The 19,646-nt window shown below is 63.4% G+C and carries 19 protein-coding genes; 4 read left to right on the top strand and 15 right to left on the bottom strand.

Going from position 1 to position 19,646, the window contains the following annotated elements:
• Window positions 1–3 precede the first annotated feature (3 nt).
• The 5 genes from metW to argB all read right to left on the bottom strand — a co-directional run bounded on the left by metW (window position 4) and on the right by argB (window position 4,508).
• Complete coding sequence (metW, locus tag BGRAMDRAFT_RS19475; RefSeq protein ID WP_006050526.1) at window positions 4–612, bottom strand: methionine biosynthesis protein MetW; 609 nt, start codon at window positions 610–612, stop codon at window positions 4–6.
• Complete coding sequence (gene metX / locus BGRAMDRAFT_RS19470) at window positions 609–1,754, bottom strand: homoserine O-succinyltransferase MetX (RefSeq protein WP_006050525.1); 1,146 nt, start codon at window positions 1,752–1,754, stop codon at window positions 609–611. Before metX ends, metW begins: the two co-directional genes overlap by 4 nt.
• 306 nt (window positions 1,755–2,060) lie before the next feature.
• Entirely contained in the window at window positions 2,061–2,735 is a 675-nt protein-coding gene (gene slmA, locus BGRAMDRAFT_RS19465; protein WP_006050524.1) for a nucleoid occlusion factor SlmA, read from the bottom strand.
• Window positions 2,702–3,505, bottom strand: a complete 804-nt coding sequence (locus BGRAMDRAFT_RS19460; RefSeq protein ID WP_006050523.1) for a pyrimidine 5'-nucleotidase — start codon at window positions 3,503–3,505, stop codon at window positions 2,702–2,704. The genes slmA and BGRAMDRAFT_RS19460 overlap by 34 nt, the downstream gene beginning before the upstream one ends.
• Before the next feature lie 103 nt (window positions 3,506–3,608).
• Window positions 3,609–4,508, bottom strand: a complete 900-nt coding sequence (argB, locus tag BGRAMDRAFT_RS19455) for an acetylglutamate kinase (protein WP_006050522.1) — start codon at window positions 4,506–4,508, stop codon at window positions 3,609–3,611.
• 261 nt (window positions 4,509–4,769) lie between these two features.
• Between argB and BGRAMDRAFT_RS33730 the strand changes: the two genes are divergently transcribed.
• The gene (locus BGRAMDRAFT_RS33730; RefSeq protein ID WP_081653027.1) at window positions 4,770–4,994 is read left to right on the top strand and encodes a cysteine-rich CWC family protein; all 225 of its coding nucleotides are present in this window, start codon (window positions 4,770–4,772) and stop codon (window positions 4,992–4,994) included.
• A 56-nt stretch (window positions 4,995–5,050) separates the two neighbouring features.
• Here the strand turns inward: BGRAMDRAFT_RS33730 and BGRAMDRAFT_RS19450 are convergent, their stop codons facing one another.
• Window positions 5,051–6,679 (bottom strand): tetratricopeptide repeat protein, encoded by a 1,629-nt coding sequence (locus BGRAMDRAFT_RS19450; RefSeq protein ID WP_006050521.1) that lies wholly within the window; start codon window positions 6,677–6,679, stop codon window positions 5,051–5,053.
• A 112-nt stretch (window positions 6,680–6,791) separates the two neighbouring features.
• Between BGRAMDRAFT_RS19450 and BGRAMDRAFT_RS19445 the strand changes: the two genes are divergently transcribed.
• A complete protein-coding gene (locus BGRAMDRAFT_RS19445) occupies window positions 6,792–8,102 on the top strand; it encodes an ATP-binding protein (RefSeq protein ID WP_006050520.1) in 1,311 nt (436 codons plus the stop codon).
• The gene (locus BGRAMDRAFT_RS19440; RefSeq protein WP_006050519.1) at window positions 8,099–8,641 is read left to right on the top strand and encodes a response regulator transcription factor; all 543 of its coding nucleotides are present in this window, start codon (window positions 8,099–8,101) and stop codon (window positions 8,639–8,641) included. Before BGRAMDRAFT_RS19445 ends, BGRAMDRAFT_RS19440 begins: the two co-directional genes overlap by 4 nt.
• A gap of 95 nt (window positions 8,642–8,736) precedes the next feature.
• On the opposite strand, the gene hslU is transcribed toward BGRAMDRAFT_RS19440, so the two are convergent.
• The 9 genes from hslU to BGRAMDRAFT_RS19390 form a co-directional block, all read right to left on the bottom strand.
• Window positions 8,737–10,083 carry an ATP-dependent protease ATPase subunit HslU gene (gene hslU, locus BGRAMDRAFT_RS19435; RefSeq protein WP_006050518.1) on the bottom strand — a complete coding sequence of 449 codons (1,347 nt, stop codon included), beginning with the start codon at window positions 10,081–10,083 and terminating at the stop codon, window positions 8,737–8,739.
• 9 nt (window positions 10,084–10,092) lie between these two features.
• Window positions 10,093–10,629 (bottom strand): ATP-dependent protease subunit HslV, encoded by a 537-nt coding sequence (gene hslV / locus BGRAMDRAFT_RS19430; RefSeq protein WP_006050517.1) that lies wholly within the window; start codon window positions 10,627–10,629, stop codon window positions 10,093–10,095.
• A 263-nt stretch (window positions 10,630–10,892) separates the two neighbouring features.
• On the bottom strand, window positions 10,893–11,312 hold the full coding sequence (gene dksA / locus BGRAMDRAFT_RS19425; RefSeq protein WP_006050516.1) for an RNA polymerase-binding protein DksA: 420 nt from the start codon (window positions 11,310–11,312) through the stop codon (window positions 10,893–10,895).
• A 608-nt stretch (window positions 11,313–11,920) separates the two neighbouring features.
• Window positions 11,921–13,033 (bottom strand): CobW family GTP-binding protein, encoded by a 1,113-nt coding sequence (locus BGRAMDRAFT_RS19415; protein WP_006050515.1) that lies wholly within the window; start codon window positions 13,031–13,033, stop codon window positions 11,921–11,923.
• A gap of 210 nt (window positions 13,034–13,243) precedes the next feature.
• Window positions 13,244–14,446, bottom strand: coding sequence for a class I SAM-dependent rRNA methyltransferase (locus BGRAMDRAFT_RS19410; RefSeq protein WP_006050514.1), 1,203 nt, complete (start codon window positions 14,444–14,446; stop codon window positions 13,244–13,246).
• Between the two features lie 90 nt (window positions 14,447–14,536).
• On the bottom strand, window positions 14,537–15,460 hold the full coding sequence (gene xerC / locus BGRAMDRAFT_RS19405) for a tyrosine recombinase XerC (protein ID WP_006050513.1): 924 nt from the start codon (window positions 15,458–15,460) through the stop codon (window positions 14,537–14,539).
• Window positions 15,461–15,532: 72 nt separating this feature from the next.
• On the bottom strand, window positions 15,533–16,252 hold the full coding sequence (locus tag BGRAMDRAFT_RS19400) for a DUF484 family protein (RefSeq protein WP_044021423.1): 720 nt from the start codon (window positions 16,250–16,252) through the stop codon (window positions 15,533–15,535).
• A 93-nt stretch (window positions 16,253–16,345) separates the two neighbouring features.
• Window positions 16,346–17,209 (bottom strand): diaminopimelate epimerase, encoded by an 864-nt coding sequence (gene dapF / locus BGRAMDRAFT_RS19395; protein ID WP_044021421.1) that lies wholly within the window; start codon window positions 17,207–17,209, stop codon window positions 16,346–16,348.
• A gap of 35 nt (window positions 17,210–17,244) precedes the next feature.
• A complete protein-coding gene (locus BGRAMDRAFT_RS19390) occupies window positions 17,245–18,129 on the bottom strand; it encodes a lipid A biosynthesis lauroyl acyltransferase (RefSeq protein WP_006050510.1) in 885 nt (294 codons plus the stop codon).
• Between the two features lie 273 nt (window positions 18,130–18,402).
• On the opposite strand from BGRAMDRAFT_RS19390, the gene metK reads away from it, so the two are divergent.
• On the top strand, window positions 18,403–19,593 hold the full coding sequence (gene metK, locus BGRAMDRAFT_RS19385) for a methionine adenosyltransferase (protein ID WP_006050509.1): 1,191 nt from the start codon (window positions 18,403–18,405) through the stop codon (window positions 19,591–19,593).
• Window positions 19,594–19,646 lie beyond the last annotated feature (53 nt).

Raw genomic sequence — 19,646 nt, 5'->3', positions numbered from 1 at the left:
GCGTTAGCTTTTCTTGACGCGATAGACCGCAAGACTACCACGCCAGTTCACGCCCCACCGCACCGTCTGACCGTCGTGCAGCACGACACGGTCGAGAATTTCGATGCCGACTTCGGGCGCGAGCGCCTCGAAGTCCTTGATGGTCAGCACGCGCACGTTCGGCGTGTTGTGCCATTGATAGGGCAGCGACTTCGACACCGGCATGCGTCCCCGAACTACGGAAAGCCGATGCGCCCAATAGCCGAAGTTCGGAAACGACACGATGCATTCGCGACCGACGCGCACGGTTTCCCGCAAAATCGCCGCGGTCTGATGAATGGTTTGCAGCGTCTGCGACAAAACCGCGAAATCGAAGCTGCCGTCTTCGAAAAGACGCAGGCCGTCTTCGAGATTCTGCTGGATCACGTTGACGCCGTTTTGCGTCGCGGCCAGCACGCCCGCGTCGTTGATTTCGATGCCGTAGCCTTGCACGTCCAGTTCCTCGGTGAGCAGCGACAGCAGCGAGCCGTCGCCGCAACCCAGGTCCAGCACCGTGGCGCGCGGTTCGACCCAGCGGGCGATCGCGCGGAAGTCCGGGCGCAGCGCCAGATAATCGAGTGCTCGCTGGTTCATGCGTTCACCTCGTTCGCAATGCGTTCGTAGTAGGCGCGCATCAGGTTGTGATAGCGCGCGTCGTCGAGCAGGAAGGCGTCGTGGCCGTGCGGCGCGTCGATTTCCGCGTACGTCACGGTGCGCTTGTGATCGAGCAGCGCCTTCACGAGTTCGCGCGAGCGGGCCGGCGCGAAACGCCAGTCGGTTGAGAAGCTGGCAATCAGATATTTCGCTGTGGTGTGCGCAAGGGCCGCTGTCAGATCGCCTTCGAAGGCTTTCGCCGGATCGAAGTAATCGAGCGCGCGCGTGATCAGCAGATACGTGTTCGCGTCGAAGTAGTCGGCGAACTTGTCGCCCTGATAGCGCAGGTACGACTCCACTTCGAACTCCACGTCGAAGTTGAAGTTGTACGCGTCGAGCGCGCCTTCCGCGCGTCGCAGCGAACGGCCGAATTTCTCGGCCATGTCGTCGTCCGACAGATAGGTGATGTGGCCGATCATGCGCGCGACGCGCAAGCCGCGCTTCGGCTTGACGTTGTGCGCGTAGTAGTTGCCGCCGTGGAAGTCGGGGTCCGACAGAATCGCCGAGCGCGCCACTTCGTTGAACGCAATGTTTTGCGCGGACAGCTTCGGCGTGGACGCCACCACGATGCAATGCGCGACACGCTGCGGATACATCATGCTCCACGCGAGCGCCTGCATGCCGCCGAGGCTGCCGCCCATGACCGCGGCGAAGCGCTCGATGCCGAACCGGTCCGCGACGAGCGCCTGCGCATTGACCCAGTCTTCCACCGTCACCACGGGGAAGGCCGCGCCATACGGTTTGCCGGTGGCCGGATCGATACTCATGGGCCCCGTCGAACCGAAGCACGAGCCGAGATTGTTCACGCCGATCACGAAGAACTTATCCGTATCGAGCGGTTTGCCTGGGCCGACCATGTTGTCCCACCAGCCGATGTCCTTTGGATTGTCCGCATAGACGCCCGCCACATGATGCGACGCGTTGAGCGCGTGGCACACGAGCACCGCATTGCTGCGCGCGGCGTTGAGCGTGCCGTAGGTCTCGACCATCAGGTCGTAGCCGGCAAGCGAGCTGCCGTTTTGCAGACGCAACGGCTCGGTGAAATGCATTTTTTGTGGAGCGACGATACCGATCGATTCCATTCATTCCGCCATTTGACAAAGACAGGGCGGCTAGACGGCGTCGGCAAAGCACGGAGGAGAACGACTTGTGCGCGGCTGACGACCTCTTTAGCCGCATTTATAGTGAACCGCGGAATTGTTCCACTGGTTCGCGCGCCCGCAATCGAGTCAGCAAATCGGCGCGTAGTACGTGTGTTCTGGAGCGCGGTTCCCTCGATACCTGTCATGTGCTTTCAGGTAATGCAAGGCCGCAGTCAGGCGCAAAGTATAGCGGAAAATTCCGGGCGGCAACGTCTGGCCGACAGCCCACGGGGCTTCCCGAGAACGCTACTGAAGGATCACTCGCAATTGCGAATCGGCGTCGTCGGCCGGCATGCGCACAAAGCCGCTACGGACAAAGCGATGCCAGCGTCCAATGACATAGCTCAACAGCAGACTCGCGCGCACCGCAGGATCGTAGTCCGCCGGGAGAGGCGCGGACGCTTCTTGCGCGGACGCATCGGCACGCACCGCGGCCAAGCGCAAACATTGCTTCAGCGAAGCTTCGACGCGCTCGAGCATCTGATTCACGCGCATCGTCAGCCGCTCATGTTCGCCGACCAGCGCCTCGCATGTCAGCACGCGCGTCATGCCAGGATTTTTCGCGGAGAAATTCAGCAGCATCAACGCGATCGCGCGCGCCTGAAGTACGCCGTTGTTTTCCTTGTCGACGATCTGATTGATCAGGCCGAAGATGGTCTGTTCGATGAACTCGATTAGTCCTTCGAACATTTGCGCCTTGCTCGCAAAGTGACGATAAAGCGCCGCTTCCGACACGCCGAGCCGCGAGGCGAGGGCGGCGGTGGTGATCTTTTCGCTTTTCGGCGCTTCAAGCATCGCGGCGAGCGTCTGCAGGATATGCACGCGGCGCTCGCCTGGCTTCAGACGCTGCGCTCGCGGGACAGCCGCCGCGGCGGGGTCGGGTTCGGCTAGGGCTTCGTCAGGCTTGTCGATCGGCTGCATGGCTGTCGTCCCGTCTGCTGGCGCTTCAATCGAACCGAGCGGGTGCTCAGTCGTAGCGATTTTAACGAACGAATGCTGCGATCGACATAATGCGGCCGGCCGGTGCCCGGCAGACGCGTGGGCACGCCGTCCATATGCGGCTTACGCGGCAGATGGCCGGTAATCCACACGGTGCGGATGCCGAGCCGCCGATAGTTCTTCAGATGCGAGCGCGTGTCTTCGACGAGGATCACGTCTTTCAGCGACACATGCGCGTCGCGCATCGCCTTGCGCAGCATTGCGTGATCGGGCTTCGCGCGCCAGCGGCGCCGGTCGCGCATATGCTCGATGGCGATCACCTGCTCGAACAGACGCTCGATTCGCAGTTGCGCGAGCACTGCGCGCGCATAGCTTTCGGGCGCGTTGGTCAGCACGATCTTGCGGCCCGGCAGCGCCGCGACGAGACGCGCGACGCCTCGCTCGTGGCGGATCATCGAGCCGAGATCGGGGAACGTGTGGACGACCTTCAGGAAGTCGTTTGCATCGAGCGGATGATGGCGCGTGAGGCCCAGCAGCGCCGCGCCGTAACGTTGCGTGTAGCCGGTGCGCAGGCGGTTCGCTTCGTCGAGCTCGACTTGCAGCGCGTCGATGATGTACTGCGTCATCGCCTGATTGATGGCGGGAAAAATCGCGTGCGACGCGTGATGCAGCGTATTGTCGAGATCGAACAGCCAGACCGGACCGCCACTTGCGATCTGCGGACGACGGCGCCGGGAAGTCGGAGTGCGCATGGGAAGAGTGCTGTTCAGGCGCCGGGCGCTGCGGCTAGCGGCGTGATGGACACACGAGGCGCGGTGCAGCGGCGCGCCCCGTGTGCCCGGTGTGACGCAGGCATCAATGCGAGCGGATCATCGTGCCGAACGGCTGTTCGGTGAGAATTTCGAGCAGCACCGAATGTTCGATACGCCCGTCGATGATGTGCACCGAGCGCACGCCGCTCTTCGCGGCATCCAGCGCCGACGAAATCTTGGGCAGCATGCCGCCCGAGATCGTGCCGTCGGCGAAGAGCCCGTCGATTTCGCGCGCGGACAGATCGGTCAGCAGATTGCCTTCCTTGTCCATCACGCCGGGGATGTTCGTCATCATCACGAGCTTCTCGGCGTTCAGCACGACCGCCAGTTTGCCCGCGACGAGATCGGCGTTGATGTTGTACGACAGCCCGTCTTCGCCGAAGCCGATCGGCGAGATGACGGGAATGAACGCGTCGTCTTGCAGCGCCTTCACCACGGCCGGATTGATCGCCTCGACCTCGCCGACCTGGCCGATGTCGACGTACTGGCCGGGATTGTCGCGGTCCGGCATCAGCATCTTGCGCGCGTGGATCAAGCCGCCGTCCTTGCCCGTCAGACCGACCGCGTGACCGCCGAAGTGATTGATCAGCGTGACGATGTCCTGCTGCACTTCGCCGCCGAGCACCCATTCGACGACTTCCATCGTCTCTTCGTCGGTCACGCGCATGCCTTGAATGAACGTGCCCTGCTTGCCGACCTTCTTCAGCGCGTGGTCGATTTGCGGACCGCCGCCGTGCACGATGACCGGGTTAATGCCGACCAGCTTCAGCAGAATGACGTCGCGCGCGAAGCCCTGCTTCAGCCGCTCCTCCGTCATGGCGTTGCCGCCGTATTTGATGACCACGGTCTTACCGTGATACTGGCGAATGTAGGGCAGCGCCTCGGCCAGGATTTCAGCCTTCAGGGTGGGCGCAATCTGCGAAAGGTCGGGAAGCTCGGACATGGCGGCAGGCTCGGGCACGGAACAGTTAAAACAGGGCGAATTGTACAGGACTGGCGCGCTGCAACAGGGTTTTCGACGCGTGCGGCGGCGGCGTGCAACGCCGCGTTTGCGTGCTATGAAACCGTGCTTTGCAGCGGCAACTCGGAGTCAAGCGTAGCGCGTCTTCCGTGTGCCTGTGAACTAGCCGAATGGACGACTCACGGTAGGACGCAAGCCGTGGCATCATTTCCCTGTCGATGCCCGCGAGACCGTCCGCCTGTCATGAAACCGTCTGTTTCCCGCCCACCAGGCAGCGCGCGCTGCCCGCGCTGCGGCAACGCGTTCGATTGCGCGATGCACGCAGAGCCTTTCGACTGCTGGTGCCGCGAGATGCCGGCACTGCCGCGCGAGCGGCTGGACCCCGCCGGCCGTTGCCTTTGCCCCGAATGCCTCGCTGCGGAAATCGCGCGGACGGCTCAGCCGGAGCCCGGTGCGGACGTGCCGTGAACGCGTCTGCTATGGGCGGTCAGGGTCACGGTCACGCTCGCTCCTCGCTTTAGCGCTTAGCGTTGTACGGCGACGTGCTGTGCCGCGAGCGCTTCCAGATCGCGGGCGACGGCGTCAAGCGCCGGCGTCCACTCGCCGAAGCTCGGTTGCCGGTACAGCGTCGCGCTCGGATACCACGGGCTGTCGCATCGATCGATCAGCCAGACCCAGTGCGGGTTGACGTCGAGCAGCACCCACGTGCGTTGCCCGAGTGCGCCGCTCAGATGCGCGGCCGACGTGCAAACGGTAATGACGAGATCGAGCGCGCCGACGAACGCGGCGGTGTCGTCGAAGGTGGCGAATTCGGCGGTGTAGTCGGTGATCGGCAGGCCGGCGGCCGCGGCTGCATTCACGTCGGCGCTCGCGCCCGGTTGCAGCGAGTAGAACGCCACATTGCGCATGCCCGCAAAGTGCTCCGCATAGCGTTCCCAGCCGACACGCCGAAACGGATTGCGTTGATGCCCGTGGCTGCCCGTCCACGCGAGTCCGACCTTGAGCCTCGGCTCGCCGGCGAGCCGTTGACGCCAGCACTCGAGAGCAGCGGCGTCCGCGTGAAGATAAGGCCCGCGTGACGGGATGGTCGCCTCGCTCGTGCCGAAGACCAGCGGCAGGCTCAGCAATGGAATCTCGAAGTCGAAGGGCGGCAGCGATTCCACGCCGCCGCCCGCCGAAAACTGATCGACATGAGCGGCCAGACTGCGTGCCATCAAGCCGCCCATCTGCGGGAACGAGTTCCACACGAGACGGCCGCCTTCGCGATGCACGTACTCGGCCAGCATTGGAATGTACCGGCAGAATTGCAGCAGATCGCCCATGCCCTGCTCGCCCCATACGAGCAATGTTTTGCCGGCGAGCGGCTCGCCCTTCCAGGTCGGCGCCGGGAAGGCGGGACGATTGCCGCGCAGCTCCGACGAGCCGCTCCAGCGCGCCTCATGCGAGAGCCAGCCGTTCGCGTAGTCGCCGCGCATCAGTTGCAGCATCGACAGATTCGAACGCATACCCGCGTGGTCGGGCGCGAGTGTGCACGCTGTTTCGGCGGCCTGCAAAGCCGCGTCCCAACGTTGTGCCTCTCTTAGCGCCAGCGCATAGTTGTTGTGGGCGAGCGCACTGGACGGCGCGCACTGAACCGCTCGCTCGCCGGCTTCGAGCGAGCCCGACAAATCCAGGTTCTGGCGATAAGCGTTTGCAAGATTGGTCCAGGCGTTTCCATCGTCGGGATGTGCGAGCACGGCTTGTTCAAGAAGCGCAGTTTGCTCGCGAAGGTCGCCATTCGACAGCGAAAGCGCGCCAGCGAGGTTGCTGCGTAGCGACGGCAACGTGGGTTCGAGTGCGAGCGCGCGGCGGTAGGGAGCGACCGCCTCGCCGTGCCGGTCCGCGACCTGAAGCGCGTAACCGAGACGGAAGTGCGCACGCGCGTTGCCGCTATCCAGTTGGGCAATAATGGAGGCCAGTTCGATCGCATCGCCCAGGCGTTGTTGCTCGATCAGATTCTGAGTGAGCGAGGTCAGCGAGTCCTCGTCCAGCGGATGAAGCTGCGCTGCCGCGCGAAGCGCTTGTGCTTCCGGCTCAACCGCGCCGCTCACACGCGCCGCGGCGGCTTGCTGCATAAAATTAAGGAAAGCTGACGGGATGTCGGAGTCGACCATGAGGATTGCGGCCGAGAGATCGGCGCGAGGCGCTAACAGAGAAAGCTATAGTATCACCGGGCTGCGGCGGCACTATTGGGAAGCGTCCGAACGGGTAAAGTGAACTGAAGTCATGCATCGTATAACCAACACCGGCCGCGTCAATCTCGGCCATCTGTTCTGGCTGCGCAGCCTTGCGATCATCGGGCAGTTGCTGACCATCGCGTTCGTGCAGATCTTCATCGGCGTGCATTTGCCGTTGCCTGCCATGCTGCTCGTCATCGCGCTCGAGGTGATCTTTAACGCACTCACATGGTGGCGCGTCACGCAGCAGCGGCCCGAGTCGAACATGGAGCTGTTCGGCCAGATCTGGGTCGATCTCGGCGCGTTGTCCGCGTTGCTGTTTCTGTCCGGCGGCACGACCAATCCCTTTGTCTCGCTGTACCTGCCGTCGCTTGCCATCGCGGCGGCCGTGCTGCCCTGGCGACTGATGGCGTGGCTCGCCGCGTTTGCCGTGGCCTGCTATGCAGTCCTCGGCTTCGATTCGGTGCCGCTGAATCTCGACAACCCGGCCAACCTGTTCGACTACTACCGTGCCGGCATGTGGGTCAACTTCATGGTGAGCGTCGGGCTGATCGCGTGGTTCGTCGCGCGCATGTCGCGAGCCCTGCGGCTACGTGACGCAGCGCTCGGAGAAGCGCAGCAGCGCTTGCTCCAGGACGAACGCGCGGTCGCGCTCGGTGTCCAGGCCGCTACCGTCGCTCACGAAATCGGCACGCCTCTGTCTACAATTGCAATGCTGTCCGAAGAATTGCGCGACGCGGCGCGTACCGACAAAGGGCTCGCGCCGTACAGCGCCGATCTCGAACTGCTCGAACAGCAGATGAGCTTGTGCACATCCGCGCTCGCGAGGTTGAGGAGCCGTGCAACCACCGCCACGAATCGCCAGCCGGTCGACGAGTGGCTCGGATCGTTCGCCGAGCAATGGCGCTTGCGCCATCCGCATGTGAAGTTCGAGCGGCTTGGCGCTCCGCCCGCGGATGTCAGTCTCGACGACACGGTAGCCGTCAGCCAGATTCTGACGATTCTGCTCGACAACGCCGCGCGCGCGAGCCGCGATCACGTCACGCTGTCGTGCCGGCTCACGGCGCGCGGCGATCAGATCGAATTCGAAGTCTGCGACGCGGGCCCCGGCATTCCGGCTGCGCTGCGCGGCTCACTCGGAGCGATGCCGGTGGACAGCACGCAAGGCGGGCACGGCGTCGGCCTGTACCTGGCGTTTTCGGCGGCGGCGCGCCTGAAAGGATCGATTGAATTGACGGACGTCAATGCGACCCAACCGCGTGGCACGCGCGCAGTCTTGCGGCTGCCGCTCACCGGTCGCAAAAGTTCCGGCCCGGGCCGCCAAGGCGCCGCGCCATCCAACACGGAGAAACAGGCATGAGCGAGATGAATTTTCTGGTGATCGACGACGACGAAGTGTTCTCCGGTATCCTCGCGCGCGGTTTGACGCGGCGCGGCTATACGGTGAGCGAAGCCCACAACGCGGACGAAGCGATCAGGCTGGCGAACCAGCAGAAGTTCAGTCAGATCACAGTGGATCTGCATCTTGGCAACGACTCGGGCCTCACGCTCGTCGCGCCGTTGCGCGATCTGCAACCCGACGCGCGCATGCTCGTGCTGACCGGTTACGCGAGCATTGCTACCGCGGTTCAAGCGGTGAAAGACGGCGCGGACAACTACTTGGCTAAGCCTGCGAACGTCGAAACCATTCTCTCGGCGCTGCAAAGCGAGGCGAGTGCGTTGCAGGCGGAAGAGGCGATCGAGCATCCCACGCCGCTCTCCGTTGCGCGTCTCGAATGGGAGCATATTCAGCGCGTGCTGGCCGAGCACGGCGGCAATATTTCGGCGACGGCGCGAGCGTTGAACATGCATCGCCGGACCTTGCAGCGCAAACTCGCGAAGCGGCCCGTCAAGCAGTAAGTTGCCTTCATCGCCGCATCGTTTGATGTGGCGCAAAGAAAACGGGCCGCCCTTTCTACAGGCGGCCCGTTTTGCTTCGTCGCTTCCGCGTTACATCACAGCACGTAGCGCGACAGGTCTTCGTCTTCGGCGACTTCGTTCAGCGCGCGATCCACATACGCCGCGTCGATCTGCACCGTGCGTCCCGAGTGATTGCCGGCAGCGAACGACACTTCCTCCAGCAGCTTTTCGATGACCGTGTAAAGACGGCGCGCACCGATGTTCTCCGTCTTTTCGTTCACCGAATAAGCGATTTCCGCGAGACGGCGAATGCCGTCGTCGGCGAATTCCAGATGCACGTCTTCGGTTGCCAGTAGTGCCTGGTATTGCTTGACGAGGCTCGCATCCGTCGACACGAGGATCGACTCGAAGTCGTTCACCGACAGCGAATCGAGCTCGACACGAATCGGAAAACGCCCTTGCAGTTCGGGAATCAGATCGCTCGGCTTCGCGAGATGAAACGCACCGCTCGCGATGAACAGAATGTGATCCGTCTTCACCATGCCGTACTTGGTGTTGATCGTGGTGCCTTCGACGAGCGGCAGCAGATCGCGCTGCACGCCTTGACGCGACACTTCACCGCCGCCGGCTTCGTTGCGCGACGCGATCTTGTCGATTTCGTCGAGGAACACAATGCCGTTCTGCTCGACGTTCTGCACGGCTTTGGTTTTCACCTCTTCGTCGTTGAGCATCTTGCCGGCTTCTTCGTCGGTGAGAACCTTCAGCGCTTCCTTCACCTTCATCTTGCGGCGCGTTTTCTTGCCGCCGCCGATGTTCGCGAACATCGAACGGATCTGCTCGGTCATGTCTTCCATGCCCGGCGGCCCCATGATGTCCATGCCGACTTGCGGCTGCTCGACGTCGAGCTCGATTTCCTTGTCGTCAAGCAGGCCTTCGCGCAGACGCTTGCGGAAAGTCTGGCGCGTGGTGCCGCCTTCGTCGGCCGTGTCGATCGTGCTCGAACTGGAACCGAAACCGACCGGACGCGCGCTCGGCAACAGAATGTCGAGAATGCGGTCTTCGGCCTGATCTTCGGCTTTGGTTCGCACTTTGCGCATTTCCGATTCGCGCGTCTGCTTGACCGAAATCTCGATCAGATCGCGCACGATGCTGTCGACGTCGCGGCCCACGTAGCCCACTTCGGTGAACTTGGTGGCTTCGATCTTGATGAACGGCGCGTCGGCGAGCTTGGCGAGGCGCCGCGCGATTTCGGTTTTGCCGACGCCGGTCGGTCCGATCATCAGAATGTTTTTCGGCGTGATTTCCTGACGCAGCGGGTCGTCGACCTGCTGACGACGCCAGCGATTGCGCAGCGCGACCGCTACCGCTTTCTTCGCGCGGCCTTGGCCGATGATGTGTTTGTCGAGTTCCGAGACGATCTCGGCAGGGGTCATGGTGCTCATCGTGGGTCCTTACTCGATCGTCTCGATGACGCGGTTGTGGTTCGTGTAGATGCACATGTCGCCGGCAATCTCCAGCGACTTCTCCACGATTTCGCGCGGCGACAACTCGGTGTTGTCCGCGAGGGCTTTCGCGGCGGCCTGCGCATACGCGCCGCCCGAACCGATCGCGCAAATGCCGCCTTCCGGATCGAGCACGTCGCCGTTACCGGTGATGACGAGTGTGGTGGTTGCGTCGGCGGCGATCAGCATGGCTTCGAGACGGCGCAGCATGCGGTCCGTGCGCCAGTCTTTCGCGAGTTCGACCGCGGCGCGCGTGAGATTGCCCTGATGCTTTTCCAGCTTCGCCTCGAAGCGGTCGAGCAGCGAAAACGCGTCGGCCGTGCCGCCCGCGAAACCGACCAGCACCTTGCCGTTGTAAATGCGCCTGACCTTCTTCGCACCGCCTTTCATGACGATGTTGCCGAGCGTCACCTGGCCGTCGCCGCCGAGCGCGACCTTGTCGCCGCGGCGCACGGAGACGATCGTCGTGCCGTGAAATTGCTCCATATGCGTTCCTCTTTGCAAAGCGGGTAGGACGCGGCCGCGCGATGCGCGACCGCATGAATCCTGGAAGCAGACGGCGCGCGACGCGGGAAGTGAGCCGCCTCGCGCGCTAGTGCAGCGCATGTCGGATTTATTTTAGGGCGCGCGCGGGCATATCAAGAGCCGGCAAATGGGATAGGACAAAAGAAAAAAGGCGCACGGATCACCGTGCGCCTCTCGACGAAGCAGCGTTTGTGGGCGCGGCGCCGAAGCCGCGCCGCCGGCGTTCAGTCGCCGAACAGCTTCTGGCGCAGTTCGCGGCGCTCCTGCGCCTCGAGCGACAGCGTGGCCGTGGGCCGCGCGAGCAGACGCGGAATGCCGATCGGCTCACCGGTTTCTTCGCACCAGCCGTAGTCGCCAGAGTCGATGCGGGCGAGCGACTGCTGCACCTTCTTCAGCAGCTTGCGCTCGCGGTCGCGCGTGCGCAGCTCGAGTGCATGCTCTTCCTCGATCGTTGCGCGGTCGGCCGGGTCCGGCACGATTACTGTTTCGCGCAGGTTCTCGGTCGTCTGGCCGGCATTGCGGAGAATTTCCGCCTGCAGCTGTTCGAGCTTGTTCTTGAAGAAAGCGAGCTGATCCTCATTCATGTAATCCTTGTCGCTCATCTTCAGGATTTCGGCTTCGGTCAAGAGTCGTTTCGTCGTCATCTGGCTTACTTCTTCAATGTGAGGCAAAACTCTTACATAGTGCCCGCACTTTCGTATTGCCCGCAAGGCGCCTGGGACGTTGAGCACAAGCTGACACGGACGATGAACTGTCGTGACGCCGAAGCGCCTCACGCCCACCTCGGGCGTCGCAACGCCAATGCGGGGCCGAACTCCTCTGGAAACCGGTTCTCAAATGCTCCTGAGGTATTTGCTCCCGGGCAGCGAGCCTCCTCGGGCTGCTGCGGCGGGTATTGTCGGCGAGTTCCCCGGACAAGATTTTCCGGCGCCGCTACAAGCCCGGTGCGCCCCACTGCGCAATATGTAATCACCGCGCACTGACCGGGCAAATCGTTCTCATTCTCCAGTGGGCACGTATTGTAACTGAATCACAATCCGGCGCCGCAACTGGTGGAAATCCCTCGGCGGCGCACTGGTATCCCGAAAATATAACGCGCGAACGGTCAAAAAGCGATGGTTGAGCGTCCACTAATACAGCAGGGTTTTCACGCGTTTTTCATACATGTGCGCCACCGCACATTTCGCGAGGGCCATTTGGCCCCCGCGCCCCGAGTAACAGCAGACCAATACGCTTTTGCCAGGCGCGACGCTCAGGCGAGGCAGGCGTCGAGGCCGTCGGTAATCAGGTCTTGCGGCAATTCGATGCCGATAAACACCATCTTGTTGGTCTTTTTCTCGGCCGGCTGCCATTTGGCCGCGAGGTCGCTGCCCATCATCTGATGCACGCCCTGGAACACGACTTTGCGGTCGACGCCCTTCATGTACAGCACGCCCTTGTAACGCAGCAGGCGCTCGCCGTAAATCTGCAGGATGCCGCCGAGAAAGTCTTCGAGCTTGTTCGGATCGAACGGACGATCGTTGCGGTACACGAACGACTTGATCTTGTCGTCGTGATGCGCGTGATGGCGATGCGCATGATCGTGGCCTTCATGGCCTTCGTGATCGCAATGGCCGTGGTCATGATCGCAATTTGCGTGGTCGTGATCGTGATCGTGGCCGTGCGTGTGGCCGTGCTCGTCGTGGGCGTGCGCGTGGTTATGCGCGTGTTCGTCCTCGACGAGGAAGTCCGGATCGATCTCGAGCTTCGAATTCAGATTGAAGCCGCGCAGGTCGAAGATTTCCTTGATGTCCGCGTCGCCGAAATTGACGACCTTGATCGCCGCCTTCGGATTCATATGCAGCAGACGGTGGCGCAGATCGCCCAGTTGCGCTTCGTCGACGAGATCGGCCTTCGTGATGAACAGGCGATCGGCGAAACCGACCTGGCGCTGCACGACTTCGTGCTCGTCCAGTTGATGATTCGCGTGCTTGGCGTCGACCAGCGTGATGATCGCGTCGAGCAGGAATTCGCTGGCGATCTGGTCATCCATGAAGAAGGTCTGGGCGACGGGGCCGGGATTCGCGAGGCCGGTGGTTTCGATCACCACGCGGTCGAAGTCCAGTTTGCCCGACTGCTTCTGCGCCGCAAGATCGCCCAGCACGCGCGAAAGGTCGCCGCGGATCGTGCAGCAGATGCAGCCGTTGCTCATCTGGATGATCTGCTCGCTCGTGTCCTGCACGAGAATCTCGTTGTCGATGTTCTCTTCGCCGAACTCGTTCTCGATCACGGCGATCTTCATGCCGTGCTTTTCGTTCAGGATGCGCTTGAGCAGGGTAGTTTTGCCGCTGCCGAGAAAGCCGGTCAGGATGGTGACTGGGATCATGTTGTTCGCCTATAGAGTCGTGAAACGATGCGTAATCGTATGCTTAGCGTATGCATAGCGGTGTGCATGAGCCGGGCGCGGCAACCTCGCGGCGCGCAGCCTGTCTAGCCGGTTATTGAAACATATCTGCCCACGCGGCGCTGGCAGCCGGCACGGCCGGGCCGCCGCCGCTCGCGTCCCGCTGCGAAATAACCGTGAAGTTATAGGCGATCAGGCGATTTGCAACAGCAGGCCCTTCAGGTATTCGCCTTCCGGAAATGCTGTGAGCAACGGATGATCCACCCCGGCGCCAAGACGCTTGAGAATCCGCGCGTCGACGCGCGCGTCCGCGGCCGCGCTCGCCACGATCTTCTGAAACAGCTCGGAATCGATCGCGCCGGAGCACGAGTAGGTGAACAGCAGTCCGCCTGGGCGCAGCAGCTTCAGCCCGGTCAGATTGATGTCCTTGTACGCGCGCGACGCGCGGTCCACATGCTCGCGCGACGGCGCGAATTTCGGCGGATCGAGCACGATCAGGTCGAAACGCTCGCCTTCGTCGTAGAGGCGGCGCAGCGTCTTGAAGGCGTCCGCGTCGAGCCAGGTCGCGCGCTCGGCGTTAAAGCCGTTCGCCGCCACGTTCTGCTGCGCGAGCGCGAGCGCCTCGCCGGACGAATCGATTGAAACGACCCGCTTGGCACCGCCTTTGAGCGCCGCCAGCGAGAAACCGCCCGTGTAGCAGAAGCAGTTCAACACGTCGCGGTCCTGCGCGAGCTGCTGCACGAGCAGGCGGTTATCGCGCTGGTCGACGTAGAAGCCGGTCTTGTGGCCGTTGCGCACGTCGACGTGATAACGCACGCCGTTTTCGCTCGCGATCAGCGCTTCCGACGGCGCTTCGCCCGCCAGCACGCCGGTCGTCTGTTCTAGCCCTTCCTTCTGACGAATCGACACATCCGAGCGTTCGTAGACGTTCGGACAGCCGGTCGCGCCGACGAGCGCGGCGACGATCGCCTCTTTCCACGCTTCGACGCCCGCCGCCATGAACTGGCAGACGAGCTGGCTGCGCTGGCCTTCGTCCTCGGCGACGTAGTGATCGACGATCAGGCCCGGCAGGCCGTCCGCTTCGCCGAAAATCAGCCGCACGGCGCCGGTGTCGCGCACCATCGTTTGACGATGGAGGAGCGCGCGCTGCACGCGGCGCTTGAAGAATGCGTGGTCGATCGGCTCGCTTTCGTCGAAGCTCCAGACGCGCGCGCGGATCTGCGAGTGCGGGCTGTAGGCGGCGCGCGCGAGAAACCGGCCGTCGTGCGCGCGCACGAGCACGGTCGCGCCCGGCGCGGGATTGCCGTCGATCCGGTCAATCGCGTTCGCATAGACCCACGGATGGCGGCGCAGCAGCGATTTTTCTTTCGACGGTTTGAGCGTAACGATATTCATGAGGGTGTCAGCAGAAGCAAGGGCCGCGCAAACTGCGGCGCGCGCGGCGGGTGAAGCAAGGGCGGTGACTAGCGAGCCGCAAGGACGGCGTCATTCGCGTTTTTTGGCGCGCGGATGCGCCTGATCGTAGACGCGCGCGAGGTGCTGGAAATCGAGCCCCGTGTACACCTGCGTCGCGGTGATGCTCGCGTGGCCGAGCAATTCCTGCACGGCGCGCAGGTCGCCGCTCGACTGCAGCACGTGCGTCGCGAACGAGTGCCGCAGCACGTGCGGATGCACATTGGCCGGAATGCCGGCGAGCAGCGCCGCGCGCTTCACACGCTCGCGCACGACGTTCGGCGACAGGCGATTGCCGCGCGCCGACAGAAAGAGCGGATGCGGATCGTGCTTGACCATCTGGTCGCGCACGGCGAGCCACGCGTTCAGCGCGGTGAGCGCCTTGCTGCCGACCGGCACGATGCGCCGCCGCTTGCCCTTGCCGAGCACTTCGACTTCCGCGGAATCGAGCTTCAGCCAGCCGGCCGAGCGATAACCGTCGGCGTCGGCGAAACGGGCGTCCAGACCGACGAGTTCCGACAGACGCAGCCCCGACGAGTAGAACAGTTCGAGCATCGCGTGATCGCGCAAACCTTCCGCCGATGCGGCAGGCGGGCTTTCCATCAGGCGGTTCGCGTCGTCGACGGACAGCGCCTTCGGCAGCGCTTTGGGCTGCTTGGGCGCGCGCACGGTGGCGACGGGGTTGGCCGGCAGATCGATGCGGCCCGCGAGCCAGCGGTAAAACGCGCGCCACGCCGACAGACGGTGACTGATCGAGCGCGCCGTTAGCCCGCCCGCGTGCGCGCGCGACACGGCGCCGCGAACGTCGACGGCGGTCAGGCTTTCGAGCGGCCGGCCTTTCGCCAGCAGCCGCAGTTGCTCCAGTTCGTGCGTGTAGCCGCGCAAGGTGTGCGCCGACAGCCGCCGCTCGTGCTCGAGATTCGACAGATACGCGGCGATGAAGTCGGTTTCGGTCACGATGGGCGGTTTGGCTTGATCGAGCTGGGTTCGGCTAACTTTTGCTGACGGCGGACGCGTGCGCTCGCGCGTTCAGCGCGGCAGCAAACGGCTCAGCGCGGCGCTTGCGAGCGCGCCGATCTGCGTGAGGAAGTCGGTCGCCATGCCGTCGTGGAAGCGGCGCGCGTCCGCGGAGCCCATCACGAGAAGGCCGAACGCGGACGCTTCTTCATTGGCTTCCGGGTCGCGCAACGCGAGCAGTGCGATCGATTCGGTGACGTGCGCGGGCTCGGGCGCCGCGCCGCCGGACGGGTTTTCGTCGGGGCTGCCGGCAGCCGGCACGAGCCATTGCGCTGCCTCGAAACCGGTGTTGGCGCCGCAGTAAGGCGCTGCGAGGCTGTTCGCGAAGATCCGCACTTCCTCGCCGACGTGGCGCGCGAAGTCGGCCTGAGCATACGGCTCGGCGACGTCCCACACGCGCAGCGCCGCTTGCGGCACGTCGAAGATTTCACGCAGGCCATTGGCGACGGTACGCGGCAGCGCGTACGGATCGCGCTCGGCGATCACGCGGATGGTCCAGCGGTTGAACTTCGAGGCGATGCTGTCGTTTTCGTGGCCGTAGCGCAGCAGTTCGGCGAGACGCCGTTCGAGATGCTTGTTCTTGTCGCGCAGCATTTCCATCTGCCGCTCCTGCAGGGACACCGCGGCCTTGCCGTGCGGGTTCGCGAGCCGGATGGTGGCGAGCACTTCCGCGTGTTCGGCGAAGAATTCGGGATTGGCGAGCAGGTATTCGGCGACTTCGCGATCGTTCATGGTTTCGGCTAAAGGACTACAGGACGACGCCTTCATGCGACGCGTCGGTCAGTGAGTTAATGAATCGTTCATGCGCGATCGAAGGCGACACGTTCAGTCGGCCAGTTCGATCTCGCCCTGGAAAACGGTCGTGGCCGGACCCGCCATCAGCAGCGGTTCGCTTTCCTTATTACTGTCCCACGAAATGGTGAGCTTGCCGCCGTGCGTATGAACGAGCACCGGCGCGTCGAGCAGTCCGCGGCGAATGCCCGCGGCCACCGCCGCGCACGCGCCCGTGCCGCACGCCAGCGTTTCGCCGGCGCCGCGCTCATAGACGCGCAGTTTGATTTCGCTCCGGCCGACGATCTGCATGAAGCCCGCGTTCACCTTTTGCGGAAAGCGCGCGTGCCGCTCGATCACCGGACCTTCGACGAGCACCGGAAACGCCTCGACGTCGTCCACCACTTGCACGGCGTGCGGATTGCCCATCGACACCACCGAAATCCAGCGCGTCGTGCCGTTCACGTCGAGCGGCCAGAGCGTATCCGCGCCTTCGCGACGTCCCTGGAGACCTTTGGTGGCGAAAGGCACACGTTCCGGTTCGAACACGGGCGAGCCCATGTCGACGAGCACCTCGCCGTTTTCCTGCATGGTCAGCGTGATGGTGCCGTTCTGCACTTGCACGCGCACGCTGCGCTGATCGGTCAGCCCGCTGTCGCGCACGAACTTCACGAAGCAGCGCGCGCCGTTGCCGCAATGCTCGACTTCGCCGCCGTCGCAATTGAAGATGCGATACCTGAAATCGACGCCATCCACGGTAGGCTTTTCGACCAGCAGCAACTGGTCGGCGCCGACGCCGAAATGGCGGTCGGCGAGCGCGCGCACCTGCTCCGGCGTCAGGTTGAGCGCCTGCGTGTAGCCGTCGAGCACGACGAAGTCGTTACCCGCGCCGTGCATCTTGGTGAATTTCAGTTTCATCACGCTATTGTAAGTGACGCGCCCCTCGAGCGCCCTCAATACACGCTCGGCACACCGGGCGGCCGCGTCTTGAAACGCTTGTGCACCCAGTAGTACTGCTCGGGCATCGACGGAATCTGTTCTTCGAGGAACGCGTTCATGCGCCGCGCGTCCGCGTCGTCGTCGCCGGTCGGGTAGTTGTCCCACGGCTTGAACACCCTCAGCCGATAACCCTTGTAGTTCGGCAGCACTTCGCCGATGAACGGCACGACCTGCGCGTGACCGACTTTCGCGAGGCGGCCGACCGCGGTCAGCGTGCAGGTCGGTACGCCGAAGAACGGCACGAAAGTCGAATTGCGCGCGCCGTAGTCCATGTCGGCGCCGAGCATCACCGGCTTGCGCTCGCGCAGCCAGCGCAGCACGATGCGCGCGCTGTCGGCGCGGCTTGCCATGTCCGCGCCGAAGCGGGCGCGCGCGGCCTTGGCGACCTCCTCGAGCTCTGGGTTCGACATCGGCTGATACAGCGAGCCGCACTGACGTTTGAGCGAGTAATTGAGGAAGATCGAGCCCGCCTCGATGCCGACGAAATGAAAGCCGAGGAACAGCGTGGGCGGCAGGTTCGGATCGGTCAGATCGATTGCGCTGTCGACCTGAACCAGCTTTTCGAGCTTCTTCGCGGAGCCGAACCATTGGACGCTGCGCTCAAGGTAACTGCGGATCGCGTGACGGAAATGCTTCTGCGCGACTTCTTCGCGGCGCTCGTCGTTCCACTCCGGAAAGCACAGTTTCAGATTGATGTGGACGATGCGCTTGCGGCGGCTCGGAATCTGATAGAGCAGCCAGCCGAGTCCGTCGCCGAGGCGGGCGATGAAACCATACGGCAATAGTGCAAACAGTTTGAGAAGGCCGATCGCGAGCCGGGGACCAAGGCGGCTCAGCATGTGACCTCCTGGAAGGCGCTCGGCGTGATGCATTTAAGGAAAGCGGAGAAGTTGACGTAATACCGCACTCGTAGACACTCTGTGACAATCATCGGAAGTCGCTATAATAAGGGCTTCGCCGAGTTAATAGACAACTTGCGGGGCGAAGCCAGGCGGCGCGATCCATGTGATAAGCGCCTGCCAGTCAGGTAATCCGCTAAAGCGTCGCCGCTTCAGGCTCCCGAAGCTGGCTACGTGAACATTAACCGTAACCACATAACAGGAGTCTGCAACGTGGCAAACGACTATCTCTTCACCTCCGAATCCGTTTCAGAAGGCCATCCCGACAAGGTCGCGGACCAGATTTCGGACGCGATTCTCGACGCCATCCTGGCGCAGGACAAGTACTCGCGTGTTGCAGCGGAAACGCTGTGCAACACCGGTCTCGTCGTGCTCGCAGGTGAAATCACCACCACTGCCAACGTCGACTACATCCAGATCGCGCGCAACACGATCAAGCGCATCGGTTACGACAACACCGACTACGGTATCGACTATCGCGGTTGCGCGGTGCTGGTCGCGTACGACAAGCAGTCGCCGGACATCGCTCAGGGCGTGGATCGCGCGCACGACAACAACCTCGATCAGGGCGCCGGCGACCAGGGCCTGATGTTCGGCTACGCATGCGAAGAAACGCCTGAGCTGATGCCGTTGCCGATCCACCTGTCGCATCGTCTGGTCGAGCGTCAGGCGAATCTGCGCCGCGACGGCCGCCTGCCCTGGCTGCGCCCGGATGCGAAGTCGCAGGTCACCGTGCGGTATGTGGACGGCAAGCCGCATTCCATCGACACCGTCGTGCTCTCCACGCAGCATTCGCCGGACATCGATCTGGATACGCTGCGCGAAGCCGTGATCGAAGAGGTGATCAAGCCTACGCTGCCGGCCGAGCTCATCAAGGGCGACATCAAGTTCCTCGTGAACCCGACCGGCCGGTTCGTGATCGGCGGTCCGCAAGGCGACTGCGGTCTGACGGGCCGCAAGATCATCGTCGATACGTACGGCGGCGCGGCTCCGCACGGCGGCGGCGCGTTCTCGGGCAAAGACCCGTCGAAGGTCGACCGTTCGGCCGCTTACGCCGGCCGCTATGTCGCGAAGAACATCGTGGCCGCGGGCCTCGCGTCGCGCTGCCTGATCCAGGTGTCGTACGCGATCGGCGTCGCACAGCCCACGTCGGTCATGGTCAACACGTTCGGCACCGGCCGCGTGTCGGACGCGACGATCACGCGCCTCGTGCAGGAGCATTTCGATCTGCGTCCGAAGGGCATCATTCAGATGCTCGACCTGCTGCGTCCGGTCTACGAGAAGAGCGCGGCTTATGGCCACTTCGGCCGCGAAGAGCCGGAATTCACGTGGGAAGCCACGGACAAGGCGCTGGCCCTCGCGGAGGCCGCCGGCACTGAGCCGGTCGCTGCGCTGGCGGACTAACGCTAGATTCAGGCGTCTGAATGCGAAAAACCCTGCCGGCTTGCGCCGCGCAG

Origin of the sequence: Paraburkholderia graminis C4D1M (assembly GCF_000172415.1) — a bacterium.
In the GTDB taxonomy this organism is placed as follows: Bacteria; Pseudomonadota; Gammaproteobacteria; order Burkholderiales; family Burkholderiaceae; genus Paraburkholderia; species Paraburkholderia graminis.
This window is presented reverse-complemented; position numbering and strand designations above follow the sequence as displayed.